Raw genomic sequence first — 24,664 nt, forward strand, 5'->3', positions numbered from 1 at the left:
GGGGGGCCTCTCAGGCCGGGGGGGCGGTGTGGGATCCTCTGGGGGGGCGGGGGGGATGGGGGGTGGGGGAGGTGGCGGGTGTGGGTGCGTGGGTCGCTGGTTGGGCCGGGGCGGCCGGCGCGGGTGCGGCTTCCGTGGCGGAGAGTTGTGGCGAAGTGCGGTTCGCGTCGCGGGCGATCGCGTTTGGCCACAACTTTGTGGCTGCGGAGGGCTCTGCGGGGGCCGCTGCGGGCGCGGGGGCGGTGGCGGCGTCTGCGGACGGGGCGGCCGCCGCGGCCGCGGGGGCGGCCGCCGCGGGGGCCGGCTGCGCGAAGCGCCAGGCGTCGTGGATGCGGACCTCGGCACGCTCGCGGTCGAGGCGCACCTCGCGGCGCCAGGACTCGAGCTCGGCGACGTCGTACGCGCCAGCGAGCTCAAGCTCGAGCGAGGGGGCATCCCCCGTCTGCACGTCGATGACGGTGGCGGCATGCTCGCTGCCGGTCGGCTGGCCGCGCCCGGCGACGAACGGCACGTTGTGCCACTCGCTCTGCATCGGCCACAGCTCGTAGCGGCGCTCGCTGAAGGTGCGGGCGTCGTAGCTCGGCCGGCCGGCGTCGACGATGACGGGCACCCCGTCGGAGGCGAGCAGGAAGCTGCCGACGTCGTTGTGGTTGTGGTGCTCGTTGTTGTGCCCGCCCTTGACCGCGACCGACAAGCCAGAAGACGAGCCCTCGAGCTGGCGGGCGACGAGCATCTGGGTGGACGGGAGCCAGGTCGCGGCGGGCGTCGGGGGAGTTGACGCCCTCGCCTGCAGCCAGGCCGCATCCGTCATGCCGCGCAGTACCCGGCCGAGCCCCTCGGCCTCGACGACCGCTGGCGAATCCGGACGCCGATGGGAGGCGGCGAACCGCTGCGCGTCGGGGTTGCCGGCGCGCACCGCGGCGCGGTGGAGGGAGTGCCAGGGCTGGTCGGCGCTCGGCTTCGCCTGTCCGTCTGCGGCGTTCACGAACCAGCCGGCGCCGAGGTGCATGCGGTGGGGGAAGGCCACGGTCTCGCGGAGCGCCCGGATGCTCGGCACAGGGTCGAGGCGGCCGCCGGTCGCGGAGGTGAGCAGGTCGAGGGCCTCGAGCAGGCGGCAGGCGCCGTTCCACCAGTAGGCGTAGCCCTCGTCGATGGCGCCGTCTTCGGGGAGCACGGCGACGTACCGGTCGAGTCCCTCGATGACGAGCGCGAGGATGCGGGCGCGCTCGTCGGCCTCCGTCGGGTCGTCGAGCAGGCGCAGCGCGGCGACGAGCACGTTGCCGTGGATCCACGGGTTCCAGTTGTGGGCGTCGCCGTCGAGGCCGAGCCAGTGCCAGTCGCGGCGGCGCGTGAACGGCTCGAAGACCCGCACGCGCGCCTCGTGGCGGATGCGGGCTCGCACGCCGGGGTAGCGGGCGTCGAGCTGGTCGCCCAGCAGCTGGTCGACCCAGGCCAGCTGGCCCACGACCTCGCCTGCTCCGAGGTCGAGGTACGGGTCGGTGACGGTGGCGAGGACCGAGCCGTGGCGCTGGAGCGTGTCGTCGTGGGCGGGCCAGCACCAGGAGCTCTGCTCGCAGAGGAGGGTGATGCCGTCGACGACGTCGCCGAGCATCGCCGGGTCGGCGGTGGCGGCCACGGCGACGCGGGTGAGGCGCTCCTGCCGCGCGAAGGCGGGCGTCTCCCAGGCGAGGCGGTCGCCGTCGCCGTGGTAGCGGGCTGCGTCGCTGGCGAGCGGCTGCGGCCAGGGGGTGCCGCGCTCAGTGCGGGCGCGCGCGCTCAGGGCGGCGAGTGTCATCGGGTCTGGTCCGTCCGGCTCCCACGAGGATGCGGGTGGCACGGGCAGGGCGTCGTTCGGGTCGGCGAGTATCGCGCGGAGGGCGGCTGCGAGATCGAGGTCGCCTCGAAGCCCGAGCTGCGCCGTGAAGGCGTGCAGCAGGGGAGCGCGAAGCGTCGGCCTAGGCCTGGTGTCTGTCATCGTTGACCTCTTTCACAAATCGATCGTAAACGATCATGCACGATCATAACCGCATTGTTGTGATCGAGAATGATTGCTACGCTCGGAAATGTCACCACCCCCGAGGAGACGGTTCGCCCTCCCTCGGACGGCAATTCAAAGGAGAATCCGTGTCCACTGCATTCACGCCCGCGTCGCCCGCCACCGCGGCGCAGTCAGCGTCGCAGTCGGCATGGACCCGCGACGACTGGACCGGCTACGCCGACCGCCTTCTTGCCGGAGCCATGGCCTGGGCCTCACCGGGCAAGGCGCGCATCACGCCTCCCGGCGCCGAGGGCGGCTACGGCCACGACATCGACGGCCTCGAGGGCTTCGCACGCACCTTCCTCCTCGCAGGATTCCGCATCGCCGGGGAGCGCGGCCAGGGCGTCGACGAGCTGATCTCCTTCTTCTCCGAGGGCATCCGAACCGGGGTCGACCCCGAGGCCGCGGACCGATGGGTGCGGCTCGAGGAGCACCCCCAGGCGAAGGTCGAGGCGGCGTCGCTCGCCCTCATCCTCGACCTCACCCGTCCCTGGATCTGGGACTCGCTCGACGAGCTCACGCAGCAGCGTGTCGTCGACTACTTCGCTCCCGCCGTCGGCGACGACACCTACCCGCGCACCAACTGGCTGTGGTTCCGCCTCGTCGTCCAGACCTTCCTCCGCTCGGTCGGCGGCCCGTGGTCGCCCGAGGACGTCACCGCGGACCTCGCGCTGCACGACTCGTTCGTGCGTGCCGACGGGTGGCTGTCCGACGGGGAAGAGCGCTCCTACGACCACTACGTCGGCTGGGCGCTGCACATCTACCCGGTGCTCTGGGCCCGGATGCGCGGCGCCGACGAGCTCGCAGGCGACCGCCTCGAGGGCGACGTCGCCGCGCTCGACCGCTTCCTGCAGGACGCCGTGCACCTCATCGGCGGCGACGGCTCGCCCCTGCTCCAGGGCCGCAGCCTCATCTACCGCTTCGCGGCGGCTGCCCCGTTCTGGGTCGGCGCGCTCGCGGAGGTCCCTTCCGTGTCGCTCGGCGCCCTTCGGCACGCGGCCGAGAAGGTCGTCACCCACTTCGACGAGCGCGGTGTTCCCGATGAGCGCGGCCTCCTCACGATGGGCTGGCACGGTGAATGGCGGCAGCTCGCGCAGGCCTACTCCGGGCCGGCCTCACCGTACTGGGCCTCCAAGGGACTCCTGGGTGTGCTGCTTCCCGCCGACCACCCCGTCTGGGCCGCCGAGGCCGAGCCACTCCCGGTTGAGCAGGGCGACTTCGTGCGCACGATCGCGGCCCCCGGCTGGGTGGTCACCGGCACGAGCCGCGACGGCATCGTTCGCATCGCCAACCACGGCACCGACCACGCGAAGCCGAACACCCTCGTCGGCGACTCGCCCCTCTACGCCCGCCTCGCCTACTCGAGCGCAACGAGCCCGCTGCTCGACGACCTCGCCTGGCACGAGCCCCTCGAGCAGTCGGTGGCGCTCGTCGACGGAACCGGCACGGCCACCCACCGCGCCGCGATGGAGCTCCTCAGCACGAGCGAGGACGGCGCCGCCGGAGTGGCCGCATCCACCTGGCTCGCCCACACGCTGCAGCCAGCACTGCAGCAGCAGCGTCACGGTTCGGGCCTCGACGGCGACGCGAGCGTCATCGCGCGGCTCACGGTCGTCTCCGTCGTCCGCGGCGCCGAGGAAGTGCGCCTCGCCCGGGTCACCGACACCGAGGCAGGGGTCGACGGGGCCGACTGGCGGCTCCGCTGGGGCGGCTGGCCCGTCACGAGCCGACAGGACGCGCAGGTCACGAGCGCGCTCCGCGGGCTGACGGCCGGCACGACGGCCCGGACCGTGACGAGGACGGATGCGAGCCCGCTCGGCGCATCCACCCGGGTCCCGATCCTCGACGCCCCCGTCGAACCGGACACCTGGGTCGCCGCGCACCTCACCCTCGCGGGCGCAGACCACACCCCCAGCAGCACCACCGGCGTCGAGCTCACCGAAGAGCGAGCCGCCATCACCTGGTCAGACGGAGCCCACAGCGCCGTCGACCTCACCAACTACCGCCTCTCGTAGCCCGGGCGTCGGTTCTCAGAGATTCGAAGCGGATCTCGTTCATTGCAGCAAAGGAGCAGCACCATGAAGAAGCGCACCATGATCGCCACTGCGGGCCTCGCCGCCGCCGCACTGGCCCTCACCGGATGCAGCGGTGGCGGGAGCGTCGACCCTGACGGCCCCATCACGCTGTCGGTGTCGGGCTGGAGCGTCGCATCCACCCCCGAGTTCCAGCTGCTCGCAGACGGCTTCACGGAGAAGTACCCCGACGTGACCGTCGAGGTCGTCGACTACGACCCCGCCGAGTACAACACCCTCATCACCGCGGACCTCGCGGCGGGCTCCGGGCCGGACATCATCACCCAGAAGGAGATCAAGTTCGTCACGACCTTCCAGGAGGGCGGACAGCTCCTCGACGTCTCCGATGTCGCGCTCCCCGAGGGCATCAGCGGTGCCGAGTCGTACAACATCGACGGCACGACGTGGGCGGTTCCCTACCGCCAGGACTCGTGGGTGCTCTACTACAACAAGGCCCTCTTCGACGCGGCAGGTGTCGCCTACCCCGACGGCAGCTGGACCTGGGATGACTACGTCGAGAACGCCGACCTCCTGACCACGAACCTCGCCGGTGCGGGTTCGACCGCCAAGGGCGCTCACCAGCACAGCTGGCAGTCGACCGTGCAGGGCTTCGCGAACGCGCAGGCCGGCGGCGACATCTTCAGCGGCGAGTACGACTACTTCGCGCCCTACTACGACAAGTCGCTCAAGCTCCAGGACGACGGCGCGCAGGCCTCCTTCAACACGGTCACGGCCAACAAGCTCACCTACCAGGGCGAGTTCGGCAAGCAGAAGGCCGCCATGATCCCCATGGGCTCGTGGTTCGTCGCGACCCTCATCTCGCAGCAGGCCTCCGGCGAAGCCGACGACTTCGAATGGGGCATCGCACCCGTCCCGCAGATGGATGCATCCACCACCGGCATGGACAACACTCCCGTCACGTTCGGTGACCCGGCAGGGTTCGGCATCAACGCCAACATCGACGAGGGCAAGACGCAGGCCGCCAAGGACTTCCTCGCCTACGCCGCGAGCGAAGAGGCGGCAACCAAGCTCGCTGGCATCGGCATCACGCCGGCGCTCCTGAGCGACCCCGTCGTCGAGGCGTACTTCGCCGTCGAGGGCGCCCCGCAGGACGAGCTCTCCGCGTTCGCCGTGCAGACGCACGAGACGCTCCCCGAGAGCCCGACCAACTCGAAGACCGCAGCCGTCCAGAACATCCTGAACGACATGCACTCCTCGATCCTCTCCGGTTCCAAGTCGGTGCAGGACTCCATCGCTGAAGCCGAAGGCCGCGTGGCCAACGAAGTCGGCCTCGACTAACCCCCTTGCCGTCGGTCGGCCGGTGCTCTCTCACCGGCCGACCGGCACCCTCTCTCCAGGAGAATCATGACCACCACCACGGAACCGACGCCGCCGTCGGCAGCCCCGCCGGAGTTGACAGCCGAGGCGCGCAAGCAGCGCAACCGCCTGCGACGGAAGACAACCCTCGTCGGGTGGAGCTTCATCCTGCCGAACTTCATCGGGTTCGCGACGCTGACGCTCGTGCCCGTCATCGTGATGTTCTACATGTCTCTCACGAACTGGAACATCTTCGGCACGTCCACGTTCATCGGCTTCGACAACTTCACGCGCCTCTTCAACGACGGCAGCTTCCAGGTCGCCTTCGGCAACACCATCTACTACTCGGTGCTGCACATCCCGCTCACGATCGTCGTGTCGCTGAGCCTCGCCCTGCTGCTCAACAACAAGCTCCGCGGCGTCGCGTTCTTCCGCACCGCCGCGTTCTTCCCCTACATCACGTCGATCGTCGCGATCGCGCTCGTCTGGAACCTGCTCTTCAGCCCGGACTTCGGCCCCATCAACGAGGGCCTGCGCCTCATCGGCATCGACAACCCGCCAGGCTGGCTCACCTCCACGGAGTGGGCGATGCCGGCGGTGGTCATCATCAGCACGTGGCGCGACATGGGCTACTACATGGTGCTCTTCCTCGCGGCCCTCCAGACGGTGCCGCCCGAGCTGCACGAGGCCGCCCGCGTCGACGGCGCCAACGCCTGGCAGCGCTTCTGGAACGTGACCCTCCCGTGCCTGCGCCCGACCATGTTCTTCGTCACCGTCATGCTGACGATCAACTCCTTCAAGATCTTCGACCTCATCCTCGTGCTCACCGAGGGCGGGCCGGGACAGTCCACGACTGTCATCTCACAGTTCATCTACCGCAAGGGCTTCGAGGAGAACGAGTTCGGATACGCGTCAGCGGCCTCCGTCGTGCTGTTCTTCCTCTGCATCGTCGTGACGATCATCCAGTTCCTGTGGAACAAGCGGAAGGACAACTGATGTCCCAGACCATGGCAGTCGTCCTCCCGGAAGAGGACTCACGTCGCCTCCTCATCGACCCGCCCGCGCACCCCGCGGCAGCCGGCAAGAAGAAGAAGGCCGGGCTCGCGAAGGCGCTGCTCTACATCGCGCTGATCATCGCCGCGGCAGCCATGCTCACGCCGTTCTTCTGGATGATCATGAGCTCCCTCAAAGACGCGAACGCGGTCTTCTCGGTGCCGGTCAGATGGATCCCCGAGGTCTTCGTCTGGCAGAACTACGTCGACATCTGGACCAAGTCGGACATCATGACCTGGATCGGCAACACGCTGTTCCTGTCGGTCACCGTCACGGCGCTGCAGGTGCTCACCGGCTCGTTCGCCGCCTACGGCTTCTCGCGAGTGAAGTTCCCCGGCCGCGATGCGCTGTTCCTGCTCTACGTCGGAACGATCGCCGTGCCGTGGCAGTCGTACATGATCCCGCAGTTCATCATGCTCTCGAACGCGAACCTCTCGAACACGCTCTGGGCGATCATCCTGCTGCAGGCCTTCGGCGCCTTCGGCGTGTTCCTCATGAAGCAGTTCTACGAGTCCATCCCCATGGAGCTCTCCGAGGCAGCACGCCTCGACGGCCTCAGCGAGTACGGAATCTGGCGGCGCATCATGCTGCCGCTCTCGATTCCCGCCATCGCCAGCCTCTCGCTGCTCACCTTCGTGAACACGTGGAACGACTACCTCGGACCGCTCATCTACCTGCGCGACCCGAGCCTCTGGACCATGCAGCTCGGTCTGAAGAACTTCGTCTCCAGCCTGTACGACGTCGACTACGGCGTGCTCTTCGCGGGGCTCACGATCTCGGTCATCCCGATCGCCATCGTCTTCCTCCTCGGCCAGCGGTACTTCGTCGAAGGCGTCGCCACGAGCGGACTGAAGGGCTGATCATGAAGCGCATCCCGCACAGCATCTACTCGACGGCGTTCAACGTCGCGTACCTCGCCCTCGGCGTGAACGCCATGCTCGCCATCATGAGCCTGCCGTTTCTCGTGCTGCTCGTGACGACGGACCCATCGCTGTCGTGGCCGCTGCTCGCGGCGAGCGCGGCACTCACGGGCCCGGGCATCGCCGGTGCATTCGCGACCTTCCGCGCGCATGCCGAGGGCGACAGTGACGTGATCCGCGCGTTCCTCCGCGGTGTTCGCCGCACCTGGAAGCGTGCACTCGTGATCTCGGCGGTCACCTCCGCCGTCGTCACGGTCGCGCTCGTGGACGTGTTCGTCCTCGTTCCCACCGGCATCGGCGTCCTCATCGTCCCGCTGCTGGCCGTCGTCGCGATCCTGACGCTCGCGACCGCAGCGGTGTCGCTCGTCGCCATCACGCAGGCCGACGACACGCGCCTGCTCGTGCTGGTGCGCGCATCCCTCTTCCTCGCCGTGCGCCGCTGGCCGATGACCTTCGCGTCCTTCGCGATCGTCGCCGTCCAGGCCGCGGTGCTCACCGCGGCCCCGGCCATCGCCATCGGGCTCTCGGCCGCCGCCTGCCTCTACGTCGTCTGGGCTGGCGGCCGCTACACCCTGCAGCAGACCCCGGCACACGCCGCGGCCTGACGGACACCACGAACTCACTCGAAGGAATTCCCATGACTTTCGCGCCCGCATCCACGACCGTGGAGAACGCGCTGGCAGCGGCCACCGAAACCGTCCGACGCAACATCGTCGCGTTCGGCGCCGCCTACCCTGACGACACGACCACCGACGGCCGCTACCTGCTGCGACCCGCGACCGAGGCATTCGCCGAGGGAGCCAACCGCGGCTGGACGACGAGCTTCTGGCCGGGCATGATGTGGCTCGCCGGCGATGTCACCGGCGACGCGGCCTTCCACGAAGCCGCCCTCGCACACGCCGCCGACTTCGAGCGCCGCCTCTACGGGGACGAGGACCTCGAGACCCACGACCTCGGATTCCTCTACTCGCTCTCGGTCGTCACCGCGTGGAAGCAGACCGGCGATGAGCGCTGGCGCACCGCCGGGATCAAGGCGGGGGAGCGGCTCATGACGCGCTTCCTCGAGCCTGCCGGGATCCTGCAGGCCTGGGGGGACCTCAGCGACCCAGCGCAGCGTGGCCGCGCCATCATCGACAGCCTCATGAACATGCCGCTGCTCACGTGGGTCGGCGAGCAGACGGGCGACCCCCGATACGCGGATGCGGTCCGCCGCCACACGGAGCAGCTGCGCACGCAGATCTTCCGCGCCGACGACTCCACGTTCCACACGTTCTACTGGGACGCGGAGACCGGCGAGCCCCTGCGCGGGGGCACCGAGCAGGGCGCGTTCGACGAGTCGTGCTGGGCGCGCGGGGAAGCCTGGGGCATCTACGGCTTCGCGCTCAACTCGCAGGCCGTTGGCGACCCGAGGCAGCTCGAGGCTGCCTGGAGGTGCGCCGACTACTACCTCGCGCACCTGCCGAGCGACGGCATCCCCTACTGGGACCTCGTCTACACCGAGGGCAGCGACGCTCCCCGCGACAGCTCTGCCGCCGCGATCGCCGCCTGCGGGTTCTTCGAGCTCGCCGCGGTCGAGCCGGACCCCGAGCGGTCGGCGCGCGCCCGCGCAGCCGCGTACGCGCAGCTCGACGCGCTCATCGCCGAGGCCACGCCGCGGCCGGCCGAGTCCTCTGACGCGCTCCTCCTGCACGGGGTGTACGACATGCCGAAGCTCGTGGGCGTCGACGAGGGAACACTCTGGGGCGACTACTTCTTCCTGGAGGCGCTGACGCGCGCGTCGCGTCCCGACTGGCAGCGGTACTGGTGAGCGGGGGAGCAGGCGCATGAGAATCGTCACCTGGGATCGTGCCGGGCAGAGCGTGCCCGCGGCCCTCGTCGAGTCGCCAGAGGGTGATCGGCTCCTCGACCTGGCCGGTCTCGTCGCATCGACACTCGAGCTGCTCTCCGACGAGCAGCTGCTCGCGGATGCACGCGCCGCGGTCGCGTCGGCCGACGTCAGTGGCCTGCCGCTGCGCGACGGGGAGCGACTGCTCGCGCCCGTGACGCCGCGGGTGCTGCTCTGCGTCGGCTACAACTACCGCGGCCATGTGGTCGCGGGCGGGGAGGGACAGCCTGACCCCGAACGCCCCGACGTGTTCGTGAAGACCGCGAACACGCTGCTCGGACCAGACGACGCCGTCACGCTGCCCCCACAGAGCAGCGACGTGGACTACGAGGGCGAGATCGGTCTGGTCATCGGACGGGCGGCGCACGCCGTATCCGCCGAGGACGCGCTGGCGCACGTCGCCGGCTACACCCTCGTCAACGACGTGTCTGCCCGTGACTGGCAGAACCGCACCAGCCAGTGGACGCTCGGGAAGTGCTTCGACGGCTTCGCGCCGCTCGGGCCCGCCATCGTGACGGCGGACGAGATCGACGACCCCGCAGACCTGCTCGTCGAGGTCATCCGGGACGGCGAGACGACCGTGTCGCAGAGCACGTCGACCCTCATCTTCCCGTTCGCGGAGCTCGTCTCGTACATCTCGCAGTCCATCACGCTCCAGCCGGGTGACGTCATCGCGACGGGCACCCCGCAGAAGCTGCCGGATGCACTCCGCGACCACCGCGCCGTCGCCGACGGCGACTCGGTGCGCATCCGAGTCGAGGGGATCGGCGAGCTCACGACGGTGTTCGCGAGCTAGGTCGTCTCGGCGGCACGGGAGATCACGCGAAGGTCCCGGCAGCGAGGCTCACGCCGCCGATGACGACGCTCAGGCTGCCCAGCGTCGCCAGGATCACGCTGAGCGCCTGCAGCCTGCGCTTCGAGGAGTCCTGCCGTCGAGCTGCGAGCACCGCCGCCACGATCATGAGCGCGAAGAGCGCAGCACCGCAGGCGAGGAGCATCCACCCGACGAGCTGCAGGACCGTGTCTGGCTGGTGAACCACGCAGCGACCGTCGCCTGTCCGGCCTACGCCGACGACGGGCGGTCGGCGGCGCGTGCATCGGGGGATGGGCCGCGGGGCGTGGTGGGGGACACCGGCACTCCTTCGTGGTGAGGCCAACAAGCCTAGGCGCGGCCCTCTTCTCGAGAGAAAGGTTCTCGAGGTGAAAGGCGAGGTGAAATCGGCGTGGATGCACACAGAACCGAGATCTGCCGTGGAGCATGATGACGTCATGCGCGTCTCTCCAACAGCCCTGCTCCTCGTCGTGAGTGTGTTCGTCCTCAGCGGATGCGCGCAGGGCGGGGTGGTGGAATACACCGCGTCGTACGTGCCCCTCCCGCCGACAAACGGCACCTTCGACTACCAGCTCGGCGAGCCCTACGAGATCGACGGTGGCCTCGACGTCGTAGCCCGAGACTCCACTGCCGCCCCCGACTCCGGGGCGTACAGCATCTGCTACGTGAACGGCTTCCAGACGCAGCCCGGGGAATCTGCCACCTGGCTCGACGAACGCAGCGAGCTGCTGCTCCACGACGACGCCGGTCAGCCGGTCGTCGACCCGGACTGGCCCGACGAGTACATCCTCGACCCGTCGACGGCCGAGCAGCGCGACGGCATCCTCGCCGTGATGGCCCCGATCATCACGGGCTGCGCCGAGTCGGGCTTCGACGCCGTCGAGATCGACAACCTCGACACCTTCACGCGCTTCGACGCGTCCACGAGCGGTGGGGGAGCCGGCATCGACGAGAGAGGGGCACTCGAGCTCGCGGCGGCCTACGTCGAAGCCGCCCACACTGCTGGCCTCGCGATCGGGCAGAAGAACACGGCAGAGCTCGCCGATCGCGGCCGAGCCGAGCTGGGCTTCGACTTCGCCGTCGCGGAGGAGTGCGGTGTGTACGGGGAATGCGCCGCGTACTCGAGCGCCTACGGCGATCTCGTCCTGCAGATCGAGTACACCGATGCTCTCGCAGGAACACCTGAGGAGGTCTGCGCTGACGACAGCCGCGCTCCGCTCACGGTCATCCGCGACCGTGATCTCCTCGCACCGGACGTGCCTGACTACTTCCGGATGCAGTGCTGAGTCCTCCTCCGCGCCTGGAGGTCACTCCCCGTCGGGGGAGTCCCTCAGACCAGGGCCGACCCCGACGCGTTCTCGGAAGCGTCCTCAGACGCGCTCTCCGGGCCATCCTCCGAGGTCGGCTGTGCGCCCTGGACTCCTCCGGTCTGCGCCTCGGCCTGACCTGACTCTTCTGCGCTTGCCCGGCGGAACATGCGGAGATTCCTGAACCCGCTGTAGGCGGCTGCTGCCTTCAGGTCCTGCACCGTCGGGTCGCCTGTTCCGAGGAAGTCCTCCGCCAACGCGAGACGGGTCTCGCGCAGGAGCCTCGCGGGCGTCGTGCCCGTCTCCCTGAACACCCTGTGCAGGTGCGACTGCGAGATGCCCAGCTGCTGGCCGAGATCGACCACCGAGAAGTTCGCGTCGTGGGCCTGCTCCGCGATCAGCCGGTGCGCGCGCATCAGCAGGGTCTTCGAGGGGCCGGCCACGGTGCTCTCGCGAATCGACGAGCGCAGCACGGCGATCACCAGGTTCTCGATCGCGGTCCGCCAGGCGGGGAACCCCGGGTTGTCCTCGTCGATCGAGCCGTCAAGCGACGCCATGGCGGCGCTGGTCAGGACCTTGCGCAGGTGCGCGTTCGGTGTGCGCGGGCCGGTGTAGTTGAGCTCGTTCCCAAGCACCGCCTTGATCTTCGACCGTCGGATCCCGAACAGGAGTCGAGTCGAGGCGTCCGAGGATTCGACGCGCATGGGCTCCGAGGACTCGTGGACGTAGAACGGCGACGGCACGGAACCCTCGGACTCGTTCTGACCGTTCAGCCTCGACGTGCCGCGCATCGCGAAGCTCAGGAAGACCAAGCCGTTGTCGTCCTGGGGGCGCGGCTTGATCTGGACCACCATCGGGGTCACCCAGATGCGGCCGATGACGATCGTGGGGCACGTCGCGAGGTCGGCGAAGATCTTCACTTCGCCGTCCGCTGAGACGACCTGGAGGCCACGTGACTGGAGCCAATCGACGGCCCTCTCACCACGAAGTGCGACATCGAGCTCCGAGATCACGCCTGTCATCTCCTTTCCGACTCACATCACGGCGGGCTTCGGTGGAACGGGGAGAACCCCTGCTGTGACCGCGGAAGGATCTGCGGGTTGAACGAAGCTGTATCGAGTCTCACTCTTTGCCGCATCACCAGAAAATACGTCGCACTTTTCGGCGGGAGATGCCATGTTCTGGCGATTGTCGTGGACTGCTGCTCGGGTCTCGCGACGGAGACGTGCTTCAGTCCCGAGCATGTGCCTCGGACATGTTGGTGTTCGCAGACTCGGGCGGATTCGGTGATGCGTGGATCCGGATGCGGAGACGCAGATCGCCCCGCGCATCCAGTCGGATGCGCGGGGCGAGGAGGCGGAGCGGCCCTGTTATCGCCCGGTGGGCTGGTACTCGCTGACGGTGTCGGTCACGAGGTGCTTCTTGAGCTCCCCGATGCTGACCGTGTCGAGGAATACGACCGACTGGTCGCCGACCATGCCGGTGCCGTTGGTCGGCAGGGTGAAGCTGCGCACGTTGCTCCCGCGGATGTCCCGCATCGAGAGGCCGAGGTTGAGCATGGTCTGCAGGTCGAAGGTGCTGTCGACCGCGATGAAGGGGGAGAACTTCGTGATGATCTCCTGCACCTTGCCCGGGTTCGTCAGGGTCTCCGCCGTGAGCATCTTGTCGAGCACCGCCTTGACCCAGGCCTGCTGGTTCCGCACGCGCTGGTAGTCGCCGTCGGTGAAGGCGTAGCGCTCTCGCACGAAGGCGAGCGCTTCATCGCCCGTCAGCGTGATGGGCCCGGCCTCGAAGGTCTTGCCCTGCATGTGCGACGAGTTGAAGGCGACGTCGTTGTTGATGGTGACGCCACCGAGCGCATCCGTGATGCCCGCGAAGCCGTCGAAGTCGACCACCCCGACGTGGTCGATGCGGAGTCCGAGCAGGCCCTCGACCGTCTGGACGACGAGCGGCACGCCACCGAAGGACAGCGCCGCGTTGATCTTGGCCTCGCCGTGGCCCGGGATCGCGAGCCAGCTGTCGCGCATGATGGAGATGACCTGCACGTCGCTGCGATCGGCGGGGATGTGCACGAGCATCATCGTGTCGCTGCGGCTGCCGAGGTCGGTCATGATCGATGTGCTCCCGCTGACGCGCGAGTCACTTCCGAGCAGGAGGATGTTCATGGGCGAGCCCGCCTCGGTGACGACCTGCTCCGGGCGTCCCTCGTAGTCTCCGGGGAGGGCGTCATCGATCTTCTCGATGTTGTTGAACGCCTGGTTCACGTTCCACCAGATGATGCCGGCACCTGCCACTGCGACGATGAGGACGCCCACGAGTGTCCACAGCAGGATCTTCGGCCCACGACGCTTCTTCTTGCCGTGCTCGCGTGCCGCGCGGCGTGTGCCGCCGGAACCGCTATCGGCCTCGTGCTCGAAGAGATCTGTGAGGGCGTCGTCGTCGCTTCGAGGGCGCGACGAAGGCTGTCCTGGGGTCTGCTCCATGCAGGCGAGTATGACACGGCGCAAGTTTCGAGCACGAGTCGGGCCGAGCGATGTCTCGCTTCCCTGAAATGAAACCCAAATGCACAACAAGTGTGTTTCGGTCAGGAAAACACGCCAGAGATGCGGAAAAAATACCTGGGTGACCCTTTTGTTATGCGGGAACGTTGAGATAGTCTCAGCTAGCACCCAGGATCTCTACGATGAGCCCACAGGCCCATACAGAGCGTGGCCCGTGGCCACGGAGACCCGAAGCGCATTCCCGGAACCGACGCGGTCTGCGCACCAAGAAGTACTCATCTCTTATTGGAGCACACGTGACGCCACCCACCTCAGGGCCCGCTACCTCGCAGATCCCAGTCGCAACCGCGACTGACGATTCGCGAGACAGCGACATGCTGCCCTCGGTCGAACCGCACTTCGCGCAGACCTCCTCAGAACAGAACGCTCGGGTCCAGCGAAGCAACAAACGCCGCGCCAACTGGCGCCAGGGGTACGCGCAGCTCCTCGTTCTGACCGACCTCGCCATTCTGGCGGTCGTCATGGTGGGAGCCCAGCTCGTCTGGCTCGGCGGCGGCAACGCGGCCGTTCCCGCCGGCGGCAGCGGCTTCATCAGCAGCGAAGTGTCCTACTGGCTCGTCTCAACCGTCATCGTCGTCGGCTGGGCCTGGATGCTCTCCCTCTTCGACACCCGTGACTACCGCATCCTGGGCTCAGGGTTCGAGGAGTACCGCGGCATCTTCAACGCCTCGCTCATGCTCGCGGGAATCGTCTCGATCTTCGCCTACCTCTCGGCATTCGAGCTTGCCCGTGGATACGTGCTCATCGCCTTCCCGGTCGGCACCGTCGCGCTCCTCCTCTCCCGCTGGATCGGTCGCCAGTGGCTCGTCCGCCAGCGCAAGGGCGGAAACCTGCAGGCACGTGTGCTGCTCGTCGGCTCGCGCTACTCGGTGCTCGACCTCAACCGCGACCTCTCGCGTCGTGAAGCCGCCGGCTACAACGTCGTCGGCGCCTGCCTCATCGACGGCAAGAGCGGCGAGCTCGACCCCAACTCTCCCGACTTCCTGCCGGGAACGGATGTCCCCATCGGCGGCAACCCGGAGGACCTGGCAGGCTCGCTCGACGCCATCGGCGCCGACACCGTCGTCATCGCAGGCAACGACGTCACCTCGACGCAGTGGCTTCGCGAAGTCGGCTGGGACCTCGACCCGGACCGCCACTTCCTCATCGTCGCGCCAGGCCTGCTCGACGTGGGTGGCCCGCGCATCGTCACGCGCCCGGTCGCCGGCCTGCCGCTGCTGCACGTCGACTCCCCGAAGTTCACGCGCATGGGGCTCCTGCTCAAGCGCGCCTTCGACATCCTCGTCTCCGGCCTCCTCATCCTCGTCCTCTCGCCCCTCCTGGTCGGAACGGCGATCGCCGTGGCCGTCACCTCGCCTGGCGGCGTGTTCTTCAAGCAGGAGCGCGTTGGCTACAGCGGCGGCCGGTTCACGATGTGGAAGTTCCGCAGCATGCGAGCCGACGCCGAAGAGGTGCTGAAGAAGCTGCAGAGCGAGCGCCGCGACGCGGGCAACGACATCCTCTTCAAGATGAAGGACGACCCTCGCATCACGAAGGTCGGCAAGTTCATCCGTCGCTACTCGATCGACGAGCTCCCGCAGCTGTTCAACGTCTTCGGCGGCTCCATGTCGCTGGTCGGCCCCCGTCCGCCGCTGGACCGAGAGGTCAAGCAGTACGAAGACCACGTGCACCGTCGCTTCATGGTGAAGCCCGGCATCACGGGCCTCTGGCAGGTGAGCGGACGCTCCAACCTGACCTGGGAGGAGACGGTGCGCCTCGACCTCTACTACGTCGAGAACTGGTCCATGGCCGGCGACTTCGTCATCCTCTTCCGCACGGCTCGTGCAGTCGTCGCCAGTGAGGGCGCCTACTAGGGCGAATCACGCGCAGTGAGCAGCGGCGACCCACCAGGTGGGTCGCCGCTGCTTCTTTGTGTGCGCCGGTCTGTTGCACGCAGTGGATCTCAGCCGAACAGTAGGCTGGCAGGATGGATCAGGCAATAGGCGATCAGCGTCGTGAGAGCGAGCAGCTCTTCGAGGCCGTGATCACCCCGGCGCCTGCTCTGGCCCTCGTCCGCGACGATGAGAGCGGAGACCTGACCGTCCTGTCGCTCGTCGACACGAGCTGCAAGCCGCTGGTGCTCAGCGGGACGGCGGCCGTCATCTGGGATGAGCTCGACGGCGTCCGCTCGCTGAAGCTCATCGTGCGCGAGCTCTCGGCCGACTACGGGCTCGACGAGCAGGTCATCGGCGAGCAGGTGCTCGGCTTCGTGACGCAGCTGCTGGACGCCCACCTGCTGCAGATCCTCGACTCGCACACCTCCGCGTAGCAGTCGCGACGTACGCCGTCAGCATCGGGGTGGCCGACGCCGCTAGCGCTTGTCGAACGCCTTGAGATCGCGCCTGGCCTGCACAAGACCGTGCAGCCCTCGGCTCGCTCGCTTCCACCAGGCCCTGACGACGCTGATCGTGCCGTTGCGCAGCTCGGGGTCGATGGCCGCGAGATCCGCGCGAGAGGGGAAGAACGCGCGGGCCGCGATGCCCGGCTTCTCGAGGAGGGGAGCCCGCTGCAGCTTGAGCATCCAGCCCGTCATCGCGTGCTCGGCCTTGGCGTTGAGACGCCACAGGCGCAGCGCCTCGCTGGCGTTCGAGTTCGGGACGAGCGGGACATCGTGTCCGAGGTCTGTGAGGAAGCGTCGCGCGGTCTGCGTCGAGTCCGTTCCGACCGCGTCCTGCAGGATCTGCTCCGTGAGGGACGCGGTCGAGCGCGCGTCCGAGACGAACTGCGTGTCGGAGCCATCCATCTTCTTCAGCGCGCTGACGAGCTCGCTGTACTCGGTCATCTGGCGGGAGTCCGCTGAGACCTGGCCCTCCTCGCGGAGGGAGTGCAGCGCGAGGACGAGGGCGCTGCCCGCCCGATCGGGAGTGTCGATGGGGTGGCCGGCCACGGTGACCTGGATGTGGTGCGCCCACAGACGATCGAATGCCTCCTGCGGCCTGCCGAGGAAACCAGGCCAGTAGTGATGCACGTCGATGTCGTTCGGCCAGGACTCGTGGATGAGGGTGCGCGAGTGCTGCTCGAGCAGCTTCGGGAAGTCGGGCCAAGGGCGAGGGCGCCACCCGTACGCCTGGAGCGCTTCGATGAGGTCCTTCGCGCGGTCGGGCTCGACGATGATGTCGACGTCGGTGGAGTACCGGCGAGTGCGCAGTCCGAGATCGGCGGAGATCGGCCCCTTGATGACGAGCATGCGGATGCCCTGCTCGCGGGCGACATGCTGCGTGAGCGCCGTCGACAGCGCGACTCCATCGTTCACCGAGAACGCGATGGTCGCGGCGTCCGGGGACGCGGCTGCTGCGGTCACTGGGGTCCTTAGATCTGCGTCGCGAGCCGAGAGAACTCGCAAGAGCGAGCATATCGAGGTCTGCGAGTGTGTGGGCGTGCACTTCCGAGGCGTCGGACGGCACGTTCGGACCGCCTCGAAGGTGTGCTCGAAGCCTCCCTTTCGGGCGACAGCTCGAGGCGCGGGAATGGGGAGTGCTCCCCTGAGCCGTTCCAGGCCGCGCCTGCTTGGTACAGTTGCCAGCATGACGAGAACACTGCGCCTGAATCCACTTGGCGTAGACGTAGAACTTCGCCTCGATGAGAGCATCTCGGCGGAGTTCGAGGCGGATCTGCGGGAGTCCTGGGCCGACGTGACTGGCCAGCCCGGGGAAGGTGAGCCTGACGAATCACATCGTCTTGCGCTCGCTCCCTTGAGCGAACCCGAGGCGACCGACGTGGTGAGCGGTTCGGCAGCCGATCTGGCCTCGCAGATCTCGACCACGGTGACGCTCGACGCGATCGAGCACAACGGCGGTCGCCTCGTGATGCTCCACGCGGCGGGTGTCGCGCTCGACGACGGTCGGGTCATCGCGTTCGTCGGTCCTTCTGGGCGCGGCAAGACGACCCTCGCGAAGACCCTCGGCCGCGAATTCGGCTATGTCACCGACGAGACCCTCGCCGTCGACTTCGACGGCACCGTCCTGCCGTACCGCAAGCCGCTCTCGGTCATCGTCGACTCGGCTCGGCCCAAGGCGCAGCTCTCACCCGCGAAGCTCGGGCTGCGCCCCCTCCCGCAGGCGCCGCTCAAGATCGCCGCGATCGTGCTCCTGCACCGTGTCGACGAGCACGAGCTCGTCGACGGCCCGCAGCTCTCGCCAGTGGCGACCGGCAGTGCGATCGGCTCGATGGTCCCGGAGCTGAGCTACCTGCCCGCCCTGCCGGATCCGCTGGTGCAGCTTGCGGAGCTCATTGACGCCACCGACGGCGTGCGACGGGTCACGTATTCAGAGGCCTCGCAGGTCGTTGCGCTGGTCCCCGAGATCCTCGCCGCTCAGGGCGACCTCCAGCCGTGGACATCGGGTCACAGCGTGGCAGACACGAGGACACCCTCGGCCACCGTCCGAGAGGACTCCTACCGACGCGCCTCTGGCGTCCACTGGCTGCTGTTCGAGAACGAGGCGGTCACGCTCGAATCGCGCATCGTCAGGCAACTGGCCGGCATCGCGCCTGGTCTGTGGGAGCTTCTCGGCGACTGGACGACCCTCACGAGCCTCACAGCTGCGCTCATCGAGCAGTACGGTGAGGTCCCGGACGCGCGTCACCTGGTGCAGGTGGCCCTCGAAGGTCTCGTGGAGGCGAATCTCGTCGAACGCGTGCAAGCCGCGGTCGTCGGCAATACGGCGGGTCAGTGAGCGACGGCGACCTCGCGGACGCCCCTGGCAGACGGGCGCCGCGATCGCGGTTGCGACGTGTGACGTCGCATCCGCTCTTCCATCTCGTCGCCGCGTTCGCGGTCCTCGCGCTCGTGCAGGCGTTCTTCGTCAAGGTGTACGCCATCCCGTCCGCCTCCATGGACGACACGCTCGCCGTCGGCGACCGCATCCTGGTCAATCGCCTCGCGTACCTGGGTGACGCCGAACCGATCACGGGTGACATCGTCGTGTTCGCGGCCTCTGACACGTGGGACGAGGCGCCGCCCGAGGCTCCCAGCGATCCGCTGCGATTCGCCGCACGCGTGGTGGGGGAGGTCTTCGGCATCGGCCAGGGCTTCTCGCACATCCTCGTGAAGCGCGTCATCGCGACCGGAGGTCAGACGATGGCGGTCGACCCGGCGACAGGTGGCATCGTCGTGGACGGAACCGTGCTCGACGAGAGCTCCTACGTCGACCTCGACTTCGAGTTCGTGCCAGGCACGCTCGACTGCTCCACGTCTCCCGCCTCGTTGCGCTGCTTCGACGAGTTCACCGTGCCGGAAGGCCAGATCGTGGTCCTCGGAGACAACCGCACCAACTCCTCCGATTCGCTCGCCGCGTGCCGCGGCGGAGGAGTGGACGCCTCCTGCCTGCGCACGGTCCGCGACGACGACGTCGTGGGCGAGGTCTTCTCCATCGTGTGGCCGCTTCCGCGGTTCGGCGCCGTCTGACCCGTCAGCGGCCCGGCGCGGTGGGCGCGGCATCTGCTGCCGTTTCGTGCCCCACTTGCGCCAGAATCTCCCTTTCGCGTGAGCGGTATCCGCGTTCGCAGCACAATGGACGTGCTGTCGCGATGCTGGCGCCTGGGGGCACCGGCCGCCGCTTCGCGGCGCAGGTCGGGTCTCGTGTCTGGGGAGACGCGTCCCGGCCCAGACGCTTCCAGCTCGGCCCCCTGCGCTGGAAGCACAGCGCCCGACCCGCCTCGTGCGGGTCGGGCGCTTCGTCGTCTCGTGCGCTGCCGGACGCTGCCGGGTCGGCGACCTAGCTGACGCGCTGCTGGATGGGGAAGAGCGCCCCTTCGACCTCCGGGCCCGCTGCCGCCTGACGGACGAGCCAGTCAGAGTGTCGCTGCGAGTAGATCCCGAGGCCGATGCCGATGGCGATGAAGGTCGGGAGGGTGATGAACACCTCTCCGAGACGGAACGAGCAGAGCAGGATGACGATCGTCGCGGCCTCGACGATGCGGGCTTCAGGCGTCTGCTTGCCCTTCCCCAGGAACTGGAATCCAGCGAACGCGAGGAGCGCGAGGATGGCGAGCAGGAAGGCGTAGCCGCCCTCCGTGATGAGGCCCCAGTAGGAGTTGTGGAAGAACCAGACATCCCCGGCGACCTCGGTGGTCGCCTCTCCGAGTCCGTGGCCGTACCAGGGCGCGGCCAGTGTCTTCTCGAGCGATGCGGCATCGATTCGGTCGCGCAGCTCGTCCGATCCGGAACGTGCGGCGTAGGCGCCGACCTGCGAGAGGTTGTTCTCTGCATAGAAGAACCCGCCGAGCAGCACTCCGGCGAGGACGACGCGGAAGAACGGGCCGAGGAAGCGCGCGAGGACCAGCCAGATGATGGCTGCCGCGAGTGCGGCCATCGAGGTCCGAGAGTCGGTCAGCACCACTGCCCCCAGGCCGAGGCCGGTGAGGGCGATTCGGGTCCAGAGGCGCCTGTAGATCAGGAAGAGGAGCACGGTCATGATCGCGTACGTGAATCCGGCGACGTTCTTGTCGTTGAGGAAGCCGGTGAGGAGCCCGCCGTAGGTGTCCGGGGCGAGCCCCGCGTAGAAGAGCGGGATGTTGGCGAGCAGCCCGACCGAGAATCCCTTGAGGCCCGAGACGATGTCGATGCGTCCGCTGGCGATGAAGCCGGCAAGGAAGAACAGGATGAGGATTCGGCCGAGGCGGGTGATGTCTGCCTGAGTCGGGCCCGTCGCGATCGCAACGATGGCGAGGAACGTGACGAGGAGGACGCTGATCGCCGCGAACCAGGTCGTGCCGCTCAGCTGCCTGGTGGGCCGGCGGAAGGCGGCGACGGCGACGAGGAGCAGTCCGGCGACGTCGTTCACGGGGAGCCCGATGCCGGGTGTCGCGATGCGGACGACGAAGAACATCATCAGCACGGCATCGATGATGCGAGTGCTGCCGACGGCAAAGATGGAATCTCGAACGAAGTCCGGAGTTTTGCTGATGGCCCCTGCCAACGGAGAATGCTCTGTCACGTTCCGATGCTACGGTGTTTGCCGGTGCTGTCCAACAGCGCCGCTGCAGAGCGGTTCCGGGGGGGAAGTGATTCTGCGGGATCGTTGCTCCTCGGCCACAGGGCTGAGCCGGCCTGCATAGAATGTGGGGAGTCGGGTTTCTGGAATTCCAGGATCCGCATTCGGGGAATCTGCATTTCACCTCCCATTGGTGGCCCATGAACGAAAACCGAGGTGGTGGAATGCGCGCGACTGGCTCTCCGCGTCCCCGCGTCGCGATCGCCCACGACTACATCACGCAGCGCGGAGGCGCCGAACGTGTTGTGCTCTCCCTCAGCCGAGCGTTCCCCGAGGCGCAGGTCTTCACGACGCTCTACGAGCCGGAGACGACGTTCCCCGAGTTCCGCGACATCGACATCGTCACGTCCCCGCTGAACAAGGTCGGGCCGCTCCGGAGAGACCACCGCAAGGCGCTGCCGCTCCTGGCGGCCGCGAGTTCCGGCATGCACATCGACGCCGACGTCGTCATCGCATCGACAACCGGGTGGGCGCACGGGTTTCGAACCACCGGAAGAACGATCGCGTACTGCCATTCGCCCGCCCGCTATCTCTACCTGAGCGACCAGTACCTCGGTGGCGCTGGCCGTCTCTCCCCTGCGCGAATGGGCCTGCGCATGCTCACGCCGTTCCTCAAGCGCTGGGACCAGAAGGCGGCAGCCAGCGTCGATACCTACCTCACGAACTCGTCCATCGTGCAGCAGCGAGTCTCCGATGTGTACGGGCGTTCGTCAGAGCTGCTCTTCCCACCGCACAGCGTCGACATCAGCGGGCCGAGAACCGCAATGCCAGAACTCGCTGACTTCGTCGGCGGCGGTGGGCACCTCCTGCTCGTGTCGCGCCTGCTTCCCTACAAGAACGTGGACGCCGCGATCCGAGCCGTGGCGGGCCTGCCGAACGAGCGCCTCGTCATCGTCGGTGACGGTCCCCAGCGGGCTGAGCTGTCGGCGATGCTGCCGGACAACGTCCGCCTCGTCTCCGGCATCAGCGACGAGCACCTTCGCTGGCTGTACGCCAGGAGCCGCGCGCTGATCGCGCCATCGCATGAAGACTTCGGACTGACCGTGATCGAGGCGGCGGCGTGGGGCAAGCCCAGCATCGCCCTCCGGGCCGGCGGGTACCTCGACACCGTGCGCGAAGGGGCCACTGGACGCTTCTTCGACGTGCCGACCGCCGCCGCGATCGCGGACGCCGTCGCGGCCTCGCGCTTCCAGGTCTGGGACGTCGCGGCCATCAAGGCCCACGCCCACGGATTCTCCGAACAGGCATTCGCGCGGCGGCTGCACGAACTCGTCGACGAAGCGGCCACGCGCCGTGGGGAGAAGTGACATGCGCGTGTCGCGCGATGCCGCATCCCTGGACCGCATGAACGGCCAGCGGATGGCGTTCGGTGCGTCCAGTTGTTACTGTGAGTTGTCCTCGCGCACGGGTCTCATGCCCGTGCGCGGAATGTTGTGTCTAGGAGAGGCGTACGCGCTGTGACGGTACTCGATTTCTTGCGTCTCACCGGCAAGAGCTGGAAGATCCTCGCTATCGGGGTCATCGTCGGGCTGCTGGCCGCGTTCGGCTACACGCAGATCCAGCCGAAGGTCTACGAAGCCGACTCCGCAGGATTCGTCATCGCCGGCAGCTCCGGAGAGTTCTCGTCCATCGACGGCTCGGAGCAGGCGATCACCAAGGCGAACTCGTACCTTCCCCTCATCACGAGCCAGCCCGTGTACGCCAAGATCGCCGAGAACCCCAACTCCGGACTCGCCGCGGGCGAGACGCTGACCGGTCGCCTCTCCGCGACGGTCGCACCCAACAGCAACCTCATCCAGGTCAGCGCCAGTGCCAGCACGCCTTCATCGGCGGTCGCGCTGGCCAACGGGGCGCTGCAGGCGATGGCCGACGTCATCACGGAGATCGAGACGCAGGTCGGGGGCGGAACCTCCGGAGTCACCGTCGTTCCCCTCCAGAACGCCGTCGAGCCAACGTCGCCGGTCAGCCCCAACCTCCGCAACAATCTCATCATCGGCGGCGCCATCGGCCTCGTGCTCGCCTACGCCTTCGCGCTCCTGCGTCGCTCGCTCGACGTCAAGGTCCGCGACTCGAAGGACCTCGCAACGGCCTCCGGCGCCGGAACGCTCGGTCGCATCCCGAAGTCGCCGCAGCTCATGGGCAAGAACCGGGGCACGAACGACGCCGACGCCATCGCCGCCGAGTCCTTCCGGCGACTGCGCACGAATCTCCGCTTCGCGAGCGTCGACGAGGAGATCCGCTCCATCGTCGTGACCAGCGCCAACGCGGGTGAGGGCAAGTCGACTGTCGCGACCTCGCTCGCGCAGGTCCTGGCGCAGTCGAACACGCCGACGATCCTCATCGACGCGGACCTCCGTCGTCCGACCGTCGCGACCGTCCTCGGCATCGACGGCAAGATCGGTCTGAGCGAGGTGCTCAGCGGCCAGGTGTCGCTGGAGGATGCGCTCGTCGGCTCGAAGATCCCCGGGCTCTACGTGCTGCCGTCCGGGCGCATCCCCCCGAACCCGTCGGAGATGCTCGGCTCGGAGGCGATGAAGTCCATCGTGAGCCTGCTCTCCAAGGACTACATCGTCGTCATCGACGCGCCCCCGCTGCTGCCCGTCACCGACGCCGCCGTGCTGTCCACGCGCGTCGACGGCGTCGTGCTCGTCGCCTCCGCGGGTCGTACCCGCCGCGAAGACGTGGCGGCTGCGCGCGACATGCTCAAGCAGGTGCACAGCCGCATGCTCGGAACGGTGCTCAACATGGTGCCCCCGCGCGACAGCGCAGACGGCTACGAGTACCGCCGCAACCGCAGCTACTACGTCACCGCAGACAAGAAGGGCATGCCGAAGTTCAAGGCGGTCAAGGGGCACACCGACCCCTCGGAGCACTTCGGTGCCCAGCCTGACGTGGCCGCACCGCAGCGGGAGTCCCTCTCGCCCTCCCGCCCGGCCCAGCCGGCCACCGAGCAGGCTGCTCCTGTGCAGCCGCAGGCGGGCCCCGTTCCGTCCTCGGCTCCGACTGCCGTCGCAACCGAGCAGCCACAGAGCCGCCGATCGCGCAGAGGCGCTTAGTGCCGAGCCTGCTCTTCGTCTGCCACGCGAACATCGCGCGCTCGGCCGCGGCCGAGTTCCTCGCGCGTGCGCAGCTCGGGCCTGAGAGCAACTGGCAGGTGTCGAGCGCTGGCGTCCGTGCTCTCGTCGGCGAGGACATCGACCCGACGATCTCGGCGGCCGTCCGTGAGCTGGGCGTCGAGCCGACGCCCCACGCGGCGCGGCAGGTCGACGTCTCCATGCTGAAGGAGGCAGACCTGGTGCTCGCGTTCGAGGGTGCGCACCGATCGTGGATGCTCAGCGAGTCGCCCAAGGCCGTCCGAAACACCTTCACGATCCGCAGCGCGGCACGGCTGCTCGAGACCATTCCCCGGCGCGCGGCGCCGCTGCCATTCCTCGCGCATGTCAAGACCCCGCCGGGCGGCGACCTCGACTTCGCGGATCCGTACGGCCGCGGCCCCGCGGTGGCCAAGCAGGCAGTCGCCGAGATCGACGCCCTCCTGGCGACCATCCTCCCGGGCATCGACGCGATCGCACGGACTCCCCGTCTGCAAACGACCTGACCTCGAGGGAATGAACGTGGACATGTCACGCTGGCGCCGCGCGAGTGCGG

21 protein-coding genes are annotated in these 24,664 nt (G+C 68.2%); 15 read left to right on the top strand and 6 right to left on the bottom strand.

Annotated features, from left to right (window positions below; genetic code table 11):
* Positions 1 to 10 precede the first annotated feature (10 nt).
* On the bottom strand, positions 11 to 1,975 hold the full coding sequence (locus tag C5E07_RS02190; protein WP_104298283.1) for a heparinase II/III family protein: 1,965 nt from the start codon (positions 1,973 to 1,975) through the stop codon (positions 11 to 13).
* A gap of 149 nt (positions 1,976 to 2,124) precedes the next feature.
* On the opposite strand from C5E07_RS02190, the gene C5E07_RS02195 reads away from it, so the two are divergent.
* From C5E07_RS02195 to C5E07_RS02225, 7 genes are all read left to right on the top strand, one after another.
* Entirely contained in the window at positions 2,125 to 4,053 is a 1,929-nt protein-coding gene (locus C5E07_RS02195; protein ID WP_258063750.1) for a DUF2264 domain-containing protein, read from the top strand.
* A 63-nt stretch (positions 4,054 to 4,116) separates the two neighbouring features.
* A complete protein-coding gene (locus C5E07_RS02200; protein ID WP_104240346.1) occupies positions 4,117 to 5,409 on the top strand; it encodes an extracellular solute-binding protein in 1,293 nt (430 codons plus the stop codon).
* Positions 5,410 to 5,475: 66 nt separating this feature from the next.
* Positions 5,476 to 6,423 carry a carbohydrate ABC transporter permease gene (locus C5E07_RS02205; protein WP_104240347.1) on the top strand — a complete coding sequence of 316 codons (948 nt, stop codon included), beginning with the start codon at positions 5,476 to 5,478 and terminating at the stop codon, positions 6,421 to 6,423.
* On the top strand, positions 6,423 to 7,340 hold the full coding sequence (locus tag C5E07_RS02210; RefSeq protein WP_228496633.1) for a carbohydrate ABC transporter permease: 918 nt from the start codon (positions 6,423 to 6,425) through the stop codon (positions 7,338 to 7,340). The genes C5E07_RS02205 and C5E07_RS02210 overlap by 1 nt, the downstream gene beginning before the upstream one ends.
* Before the next feature lie 2 nt (positions 7,341 to 7,342).
* Positions 7,343 to 8,005 (top strand): ferredoxin-NADPH reductase, encoded by a 663-nt coding sequence (locus C5E07_RS02215; RefSeq protein WP_104240348.1) that lies wholly within the window; start codon positions 7,343 to 7,345, stop codon positions 8,003 to 8,005.
* A 32-nt stretch (positions 8,006 to 8,037) separates the two neighbouring features.
* A complete protein-coding gene (locus tag C5E07_RS02220) occupies positions 8,038 to 9,207 on the top strand; it encodes a glycoside hydrolase family 88 protein (RefSeq protein WP_104298285.1) in 1,170 nt (389 codons plus the stop codon).
* Between the two features lie 16 nt (positions 9,208 to 9,223).
* Entirely contained in the window at positions 9,224 to 10,081 is an 858-nt protein-coding gene (locus tag C5E07_RS02225) for a fumarylacetoacetate hydrolase family protein (RefSeq protein WP_104240350.1), read from the top strand.
* Positions 10,082 to 10,103: 22 nt separating this feature from the next.
* On the opposite strand, the gene C5E07_RS02230 is transcribed toward C5E07_RS02225, so the two are convergent.
* Entirely contained in the window at positions 10,104 to 10,325 is a 222-nt protein-coding gene (locus C5E07_RS02230; RefSeq protein ID WP_104240351.1) for a hypothetical protein, read from the bottom strand.
* Positions 10,326 to 10,554: 229 nt separating this feature from the next.
* Here C5E07_RS02230 and C5E07_RS02235 point away from each other — a divergent pair, with 229 nt between their 5' ends.
* Entirely contained in the window at positions 10,555 to 11,403 is an 849-nt protein-coding gene (locus tag C5E07_RS02235; protein ID WP_104298309.1) for an endo alpha-1,4 polygalactosaminidase, read from the top strand.
* A 44-nt stretch (positions 11,404 to 11,447) separates the two neighbouring features.
* Here C5E07_RS02235 and C5E07_RS02240 read toward each other — a convergent pair whose 3' ends face one another.
* Entirely contained in the window at positions 11,448 to 12,446 is a 999-nt protein-coding gene (locus C5E07_RS02240) for an AraC family transcriptional regulator (RefSeq protein ID WP_104298286.1), read from the bottom strand.
* Between the two features lie 348 nt (positions 12,447 to 12,794).
* Entirely contained in the window at positions 12,795 to 13,907 is a 1,113-nt protein-coding gene (locus tag C5E07_RS02245; RefSeq protein ID WP_104240353.1) for an LCP family protein, read from the bottom strand.
* 314 nt (positions 13,908 to 14,221) lie between these two features.
* Here C5E07_RS02245 and C5E07_RS02250 point away from each other — a divergent pair, with 314 nt between their 5' ends.
* Positions 14,222 to 15,838 carry a sugar transferase gene (locus C5E07_RS02250; protein ID WP_258063751.1) on the top strand — a complete coding sequence of 539 codons (1,617 nt, stop codon included), beginning with the start codon at positions 14,222 to 14,224 and terminating at the stop codon, positions 15,836 to 15,838.
* A 113-nt stretch (positions 15,839 to 15,951) separates the two neighbouring features.
* Positions 15,952 to 16,293 (top strand): PqqD family protein, encoded by a 342-nt coding sequence (locus C5E07_RS02255; protein ID WP_104240355.1) that lies wholly within the window; start codon positions 15,952 to 15,954, stop codon positions 16,291 to 16,293.
* Between the two features lie 42 nt (positions 16,294 to 16,335).
* Here C5E07_RS02255 and C5E07_RS19365 read toward each other — a convergent pair whose 3' ends face one another.
* Positions 16,336 to 17,325 (bottom strand): nucleotidyltransferase family protein, encoded by a 990-nt coding sequence (locus tag C5E07_RS19365; RefSeq protein ID WP_181057729.1) that lies wholly within the window; start codon positions 17,323 to 17,325, stop codon positions 16,336 to 16,338.
* A 223-nt stretch (positions 17,326 to 17,548) separates the two neighbouring features.
* On the opposite strand from C5E07_RS19365, the gene C5E07_RS02265 reads away from it, so the two are divergent.
* Positions 17,549 to 18,697 (top strand): hypothetical protein, encoded by a 1,149-nt coding sequence (locus C5E07_RS02265; RefSeq protein WP_181057731.1) that lies wholly within the window; start codon positions 17,549 to 17,551, stop codon positions 18,695 to 18,697.
* Between the two features lie 59 nt (positions 18,698 to 18,756).
* A complete protein-coding gene (gene lepB / locus C5E07_RS02270) occupies positions 18,757 to 19,428 on the top strand; it encodes a signal peptidase I (RefSeq protein ID WP_181057733.1) in 672 nt (223 codons plus the stop codon).
* A 310-nt stretch (positions 19,429 to 19,738) separates the two neighbouring features.
* Here lepB and C5E07_RS02275 read toward each other — a convergent pair whose 3' ends face one another.
* Positions 19,739 to 20,959 (bottom strand): O-antigen ligase family protein, encoded by a 1,221-nt coding sequence (locus tag C5E07_RS02275; protein ID WP_146080471.1) that lies wholly within the window; start codon positions 20,957 to 20,959, stop codon positions 19,739 to 19,741.
* A 221-nt stretch (positions 20,960 to 21,180) separates the two neighbouring features.
* Here C5E07_RS02275 and C5E07_RS02280 point away from each other — a divergent pair, with 221 nt between their 5' ends.
* The 3 genes from C5E07_RS02280 (at position 21,181) to C5E07_RS02290 (ending at position 24,614) form a co-directional block, all read left to right on the top strand.
* On the top strand, positions 21,181 to 22,323 hold the full coding sequence (locus C5E07_RS02280; protein ID WP_104240360.1) for a glycosyltransferase: 1,143 nt from the start codon (positions 21,181 to 21,183) through the stop codon (positions 22,321 to 22,323).
* 150 nt (positions 22,324 to 22,473) lie between these two features.
* Positions 22,474 to 24,072 carry a polysaccharide biosynthesis tyrosine autokinase gene (locus C5E07_RS02285; protein WP_104298291.1) on the top strand — a complete coding sequence of 533 codons (1,599 nt, stop codon included), beginning with the start codon at positions 22,474 to 22,476 and terminating at the stop codon, positions 24,070 to 24,072.
* Positions 24,072 to 24,614, top strand: a complete 543-nt coding sequence (locus C5E07_RS02290) for a hypothetical protein (RefSeq protein WP_181057735.1) — start codon at positions 24,072 to 24,074, stop codon at positions 24,612 to 24,614. The genes C5E07_RS02285 and C5E07_RS02290 overlap by 1 nt, the downstream gene beginning before the upstream one ends.
* Positions 24,615 to 24,664 lie beyond the last annotated feature (50 nt).

The organism is Pseudoclavibacter sp. RFBJ3, assembly GCF_002931375.1.
Taxonomy (GTDB): domain Bacteria; phylum Actinomycetota; class Actinomycetes; order Actinomycetales; family Microbacteriaceae; genus Pseudoclavibacter.

Bases quoted from the DNA above. Each gene is read 5' to 3' on its own strand.
- C5E07_RS02190 (WP_104298283.1), bottom strand. From the start codon at position 1,975: ATGACAGACACCAGGCCTAGGCCGACGCTTCGCGCTCCCCTGCTGCAC.
- C5E07_RS02200 (WP_104240346.1), top strand. From the start codon at position 4,117: ATGAAGAAGCGCACCATGATCGCCACTGCGGGCCTCGCCGCCGCCGCA.
- C5E07_RS02205 (WP_104240347.1), top strand. From the start codon at position 5,476: ATGACCACCACCACGGAACCGACGCCGCCGTCGGCAGCCCCGCCGGAG.
- C5E07_RS02210 (WP_228496633.1), top strand. From the start codon at position 6,423: ATGTCCCAGACCATGGCAGTCGTCCTCCCGGAAGAGGACTCACGTCGC.
- C5E07_RS02215 (WP_104240348.1), top strand. From the start codon at position 7,343: ATGAAGCGCATCCCGCACAGCATCTACTCGACGGCGTTCAACGTCGCG.
- C5E07_RS02220 (WP_104298285.1), top strand. From the start codon at position 8,038: ATGACTTTCGCGCCCGCATCCACGACCGTGGAGAACGCGCTGGCAGCG.
- C5E07_RS02225 (WP_104240350.1), top strand. From the start codon at position 9,224: ATGAGAATCGTCACCTGGGATCGTGCCGGGCAGAGCGTGCCCGCGGCC.
- C5E07_RS02235 (WP_104298309.1), top strand. From the start codon at position 10,555: ATGCGCGTCTCTCCAACAGCCCTGCTCCTCGTCGTGAGTGTGTTCGTC.
- C5E07_RS02240 (WP_104298286.1), bottom strand. From the start codon at position 12,446: ATGACAGGCGTGATCTCGGAGCTCGATGTCGCACTTCGTGGTGAGAGG.
- C5E07_RS02245 (WP_104240353.1), bottom strand. From the start codon at position 13,907: ATGGAGCAGACCCCAGGACAGCCTTCGTCGCGCCCTCGAAGCGACGAC.
- C5E07_RS02255 (WP_104240355.1), top strand. From the start codon at position 15,952: ATGGATCAGGCAATAGGCGATCAGCGTCGTGAGAGCGAGCAGCTCTTC.
- C5E07_RS02265 (WP_181057731.1), top strand. From the start codon at position 17,549: ATGACGAGAACACTGCGCCTGAATCCACTTGGCGTAGACGTAGAACTT.
- C5E07_RS02280 (WP_104240360.1), top strand. From the start codon at position 21,181: ATGCGCGCGACTGGCTCTCCGCGTCCCCGCGTCGCGATCGCCCACGAC.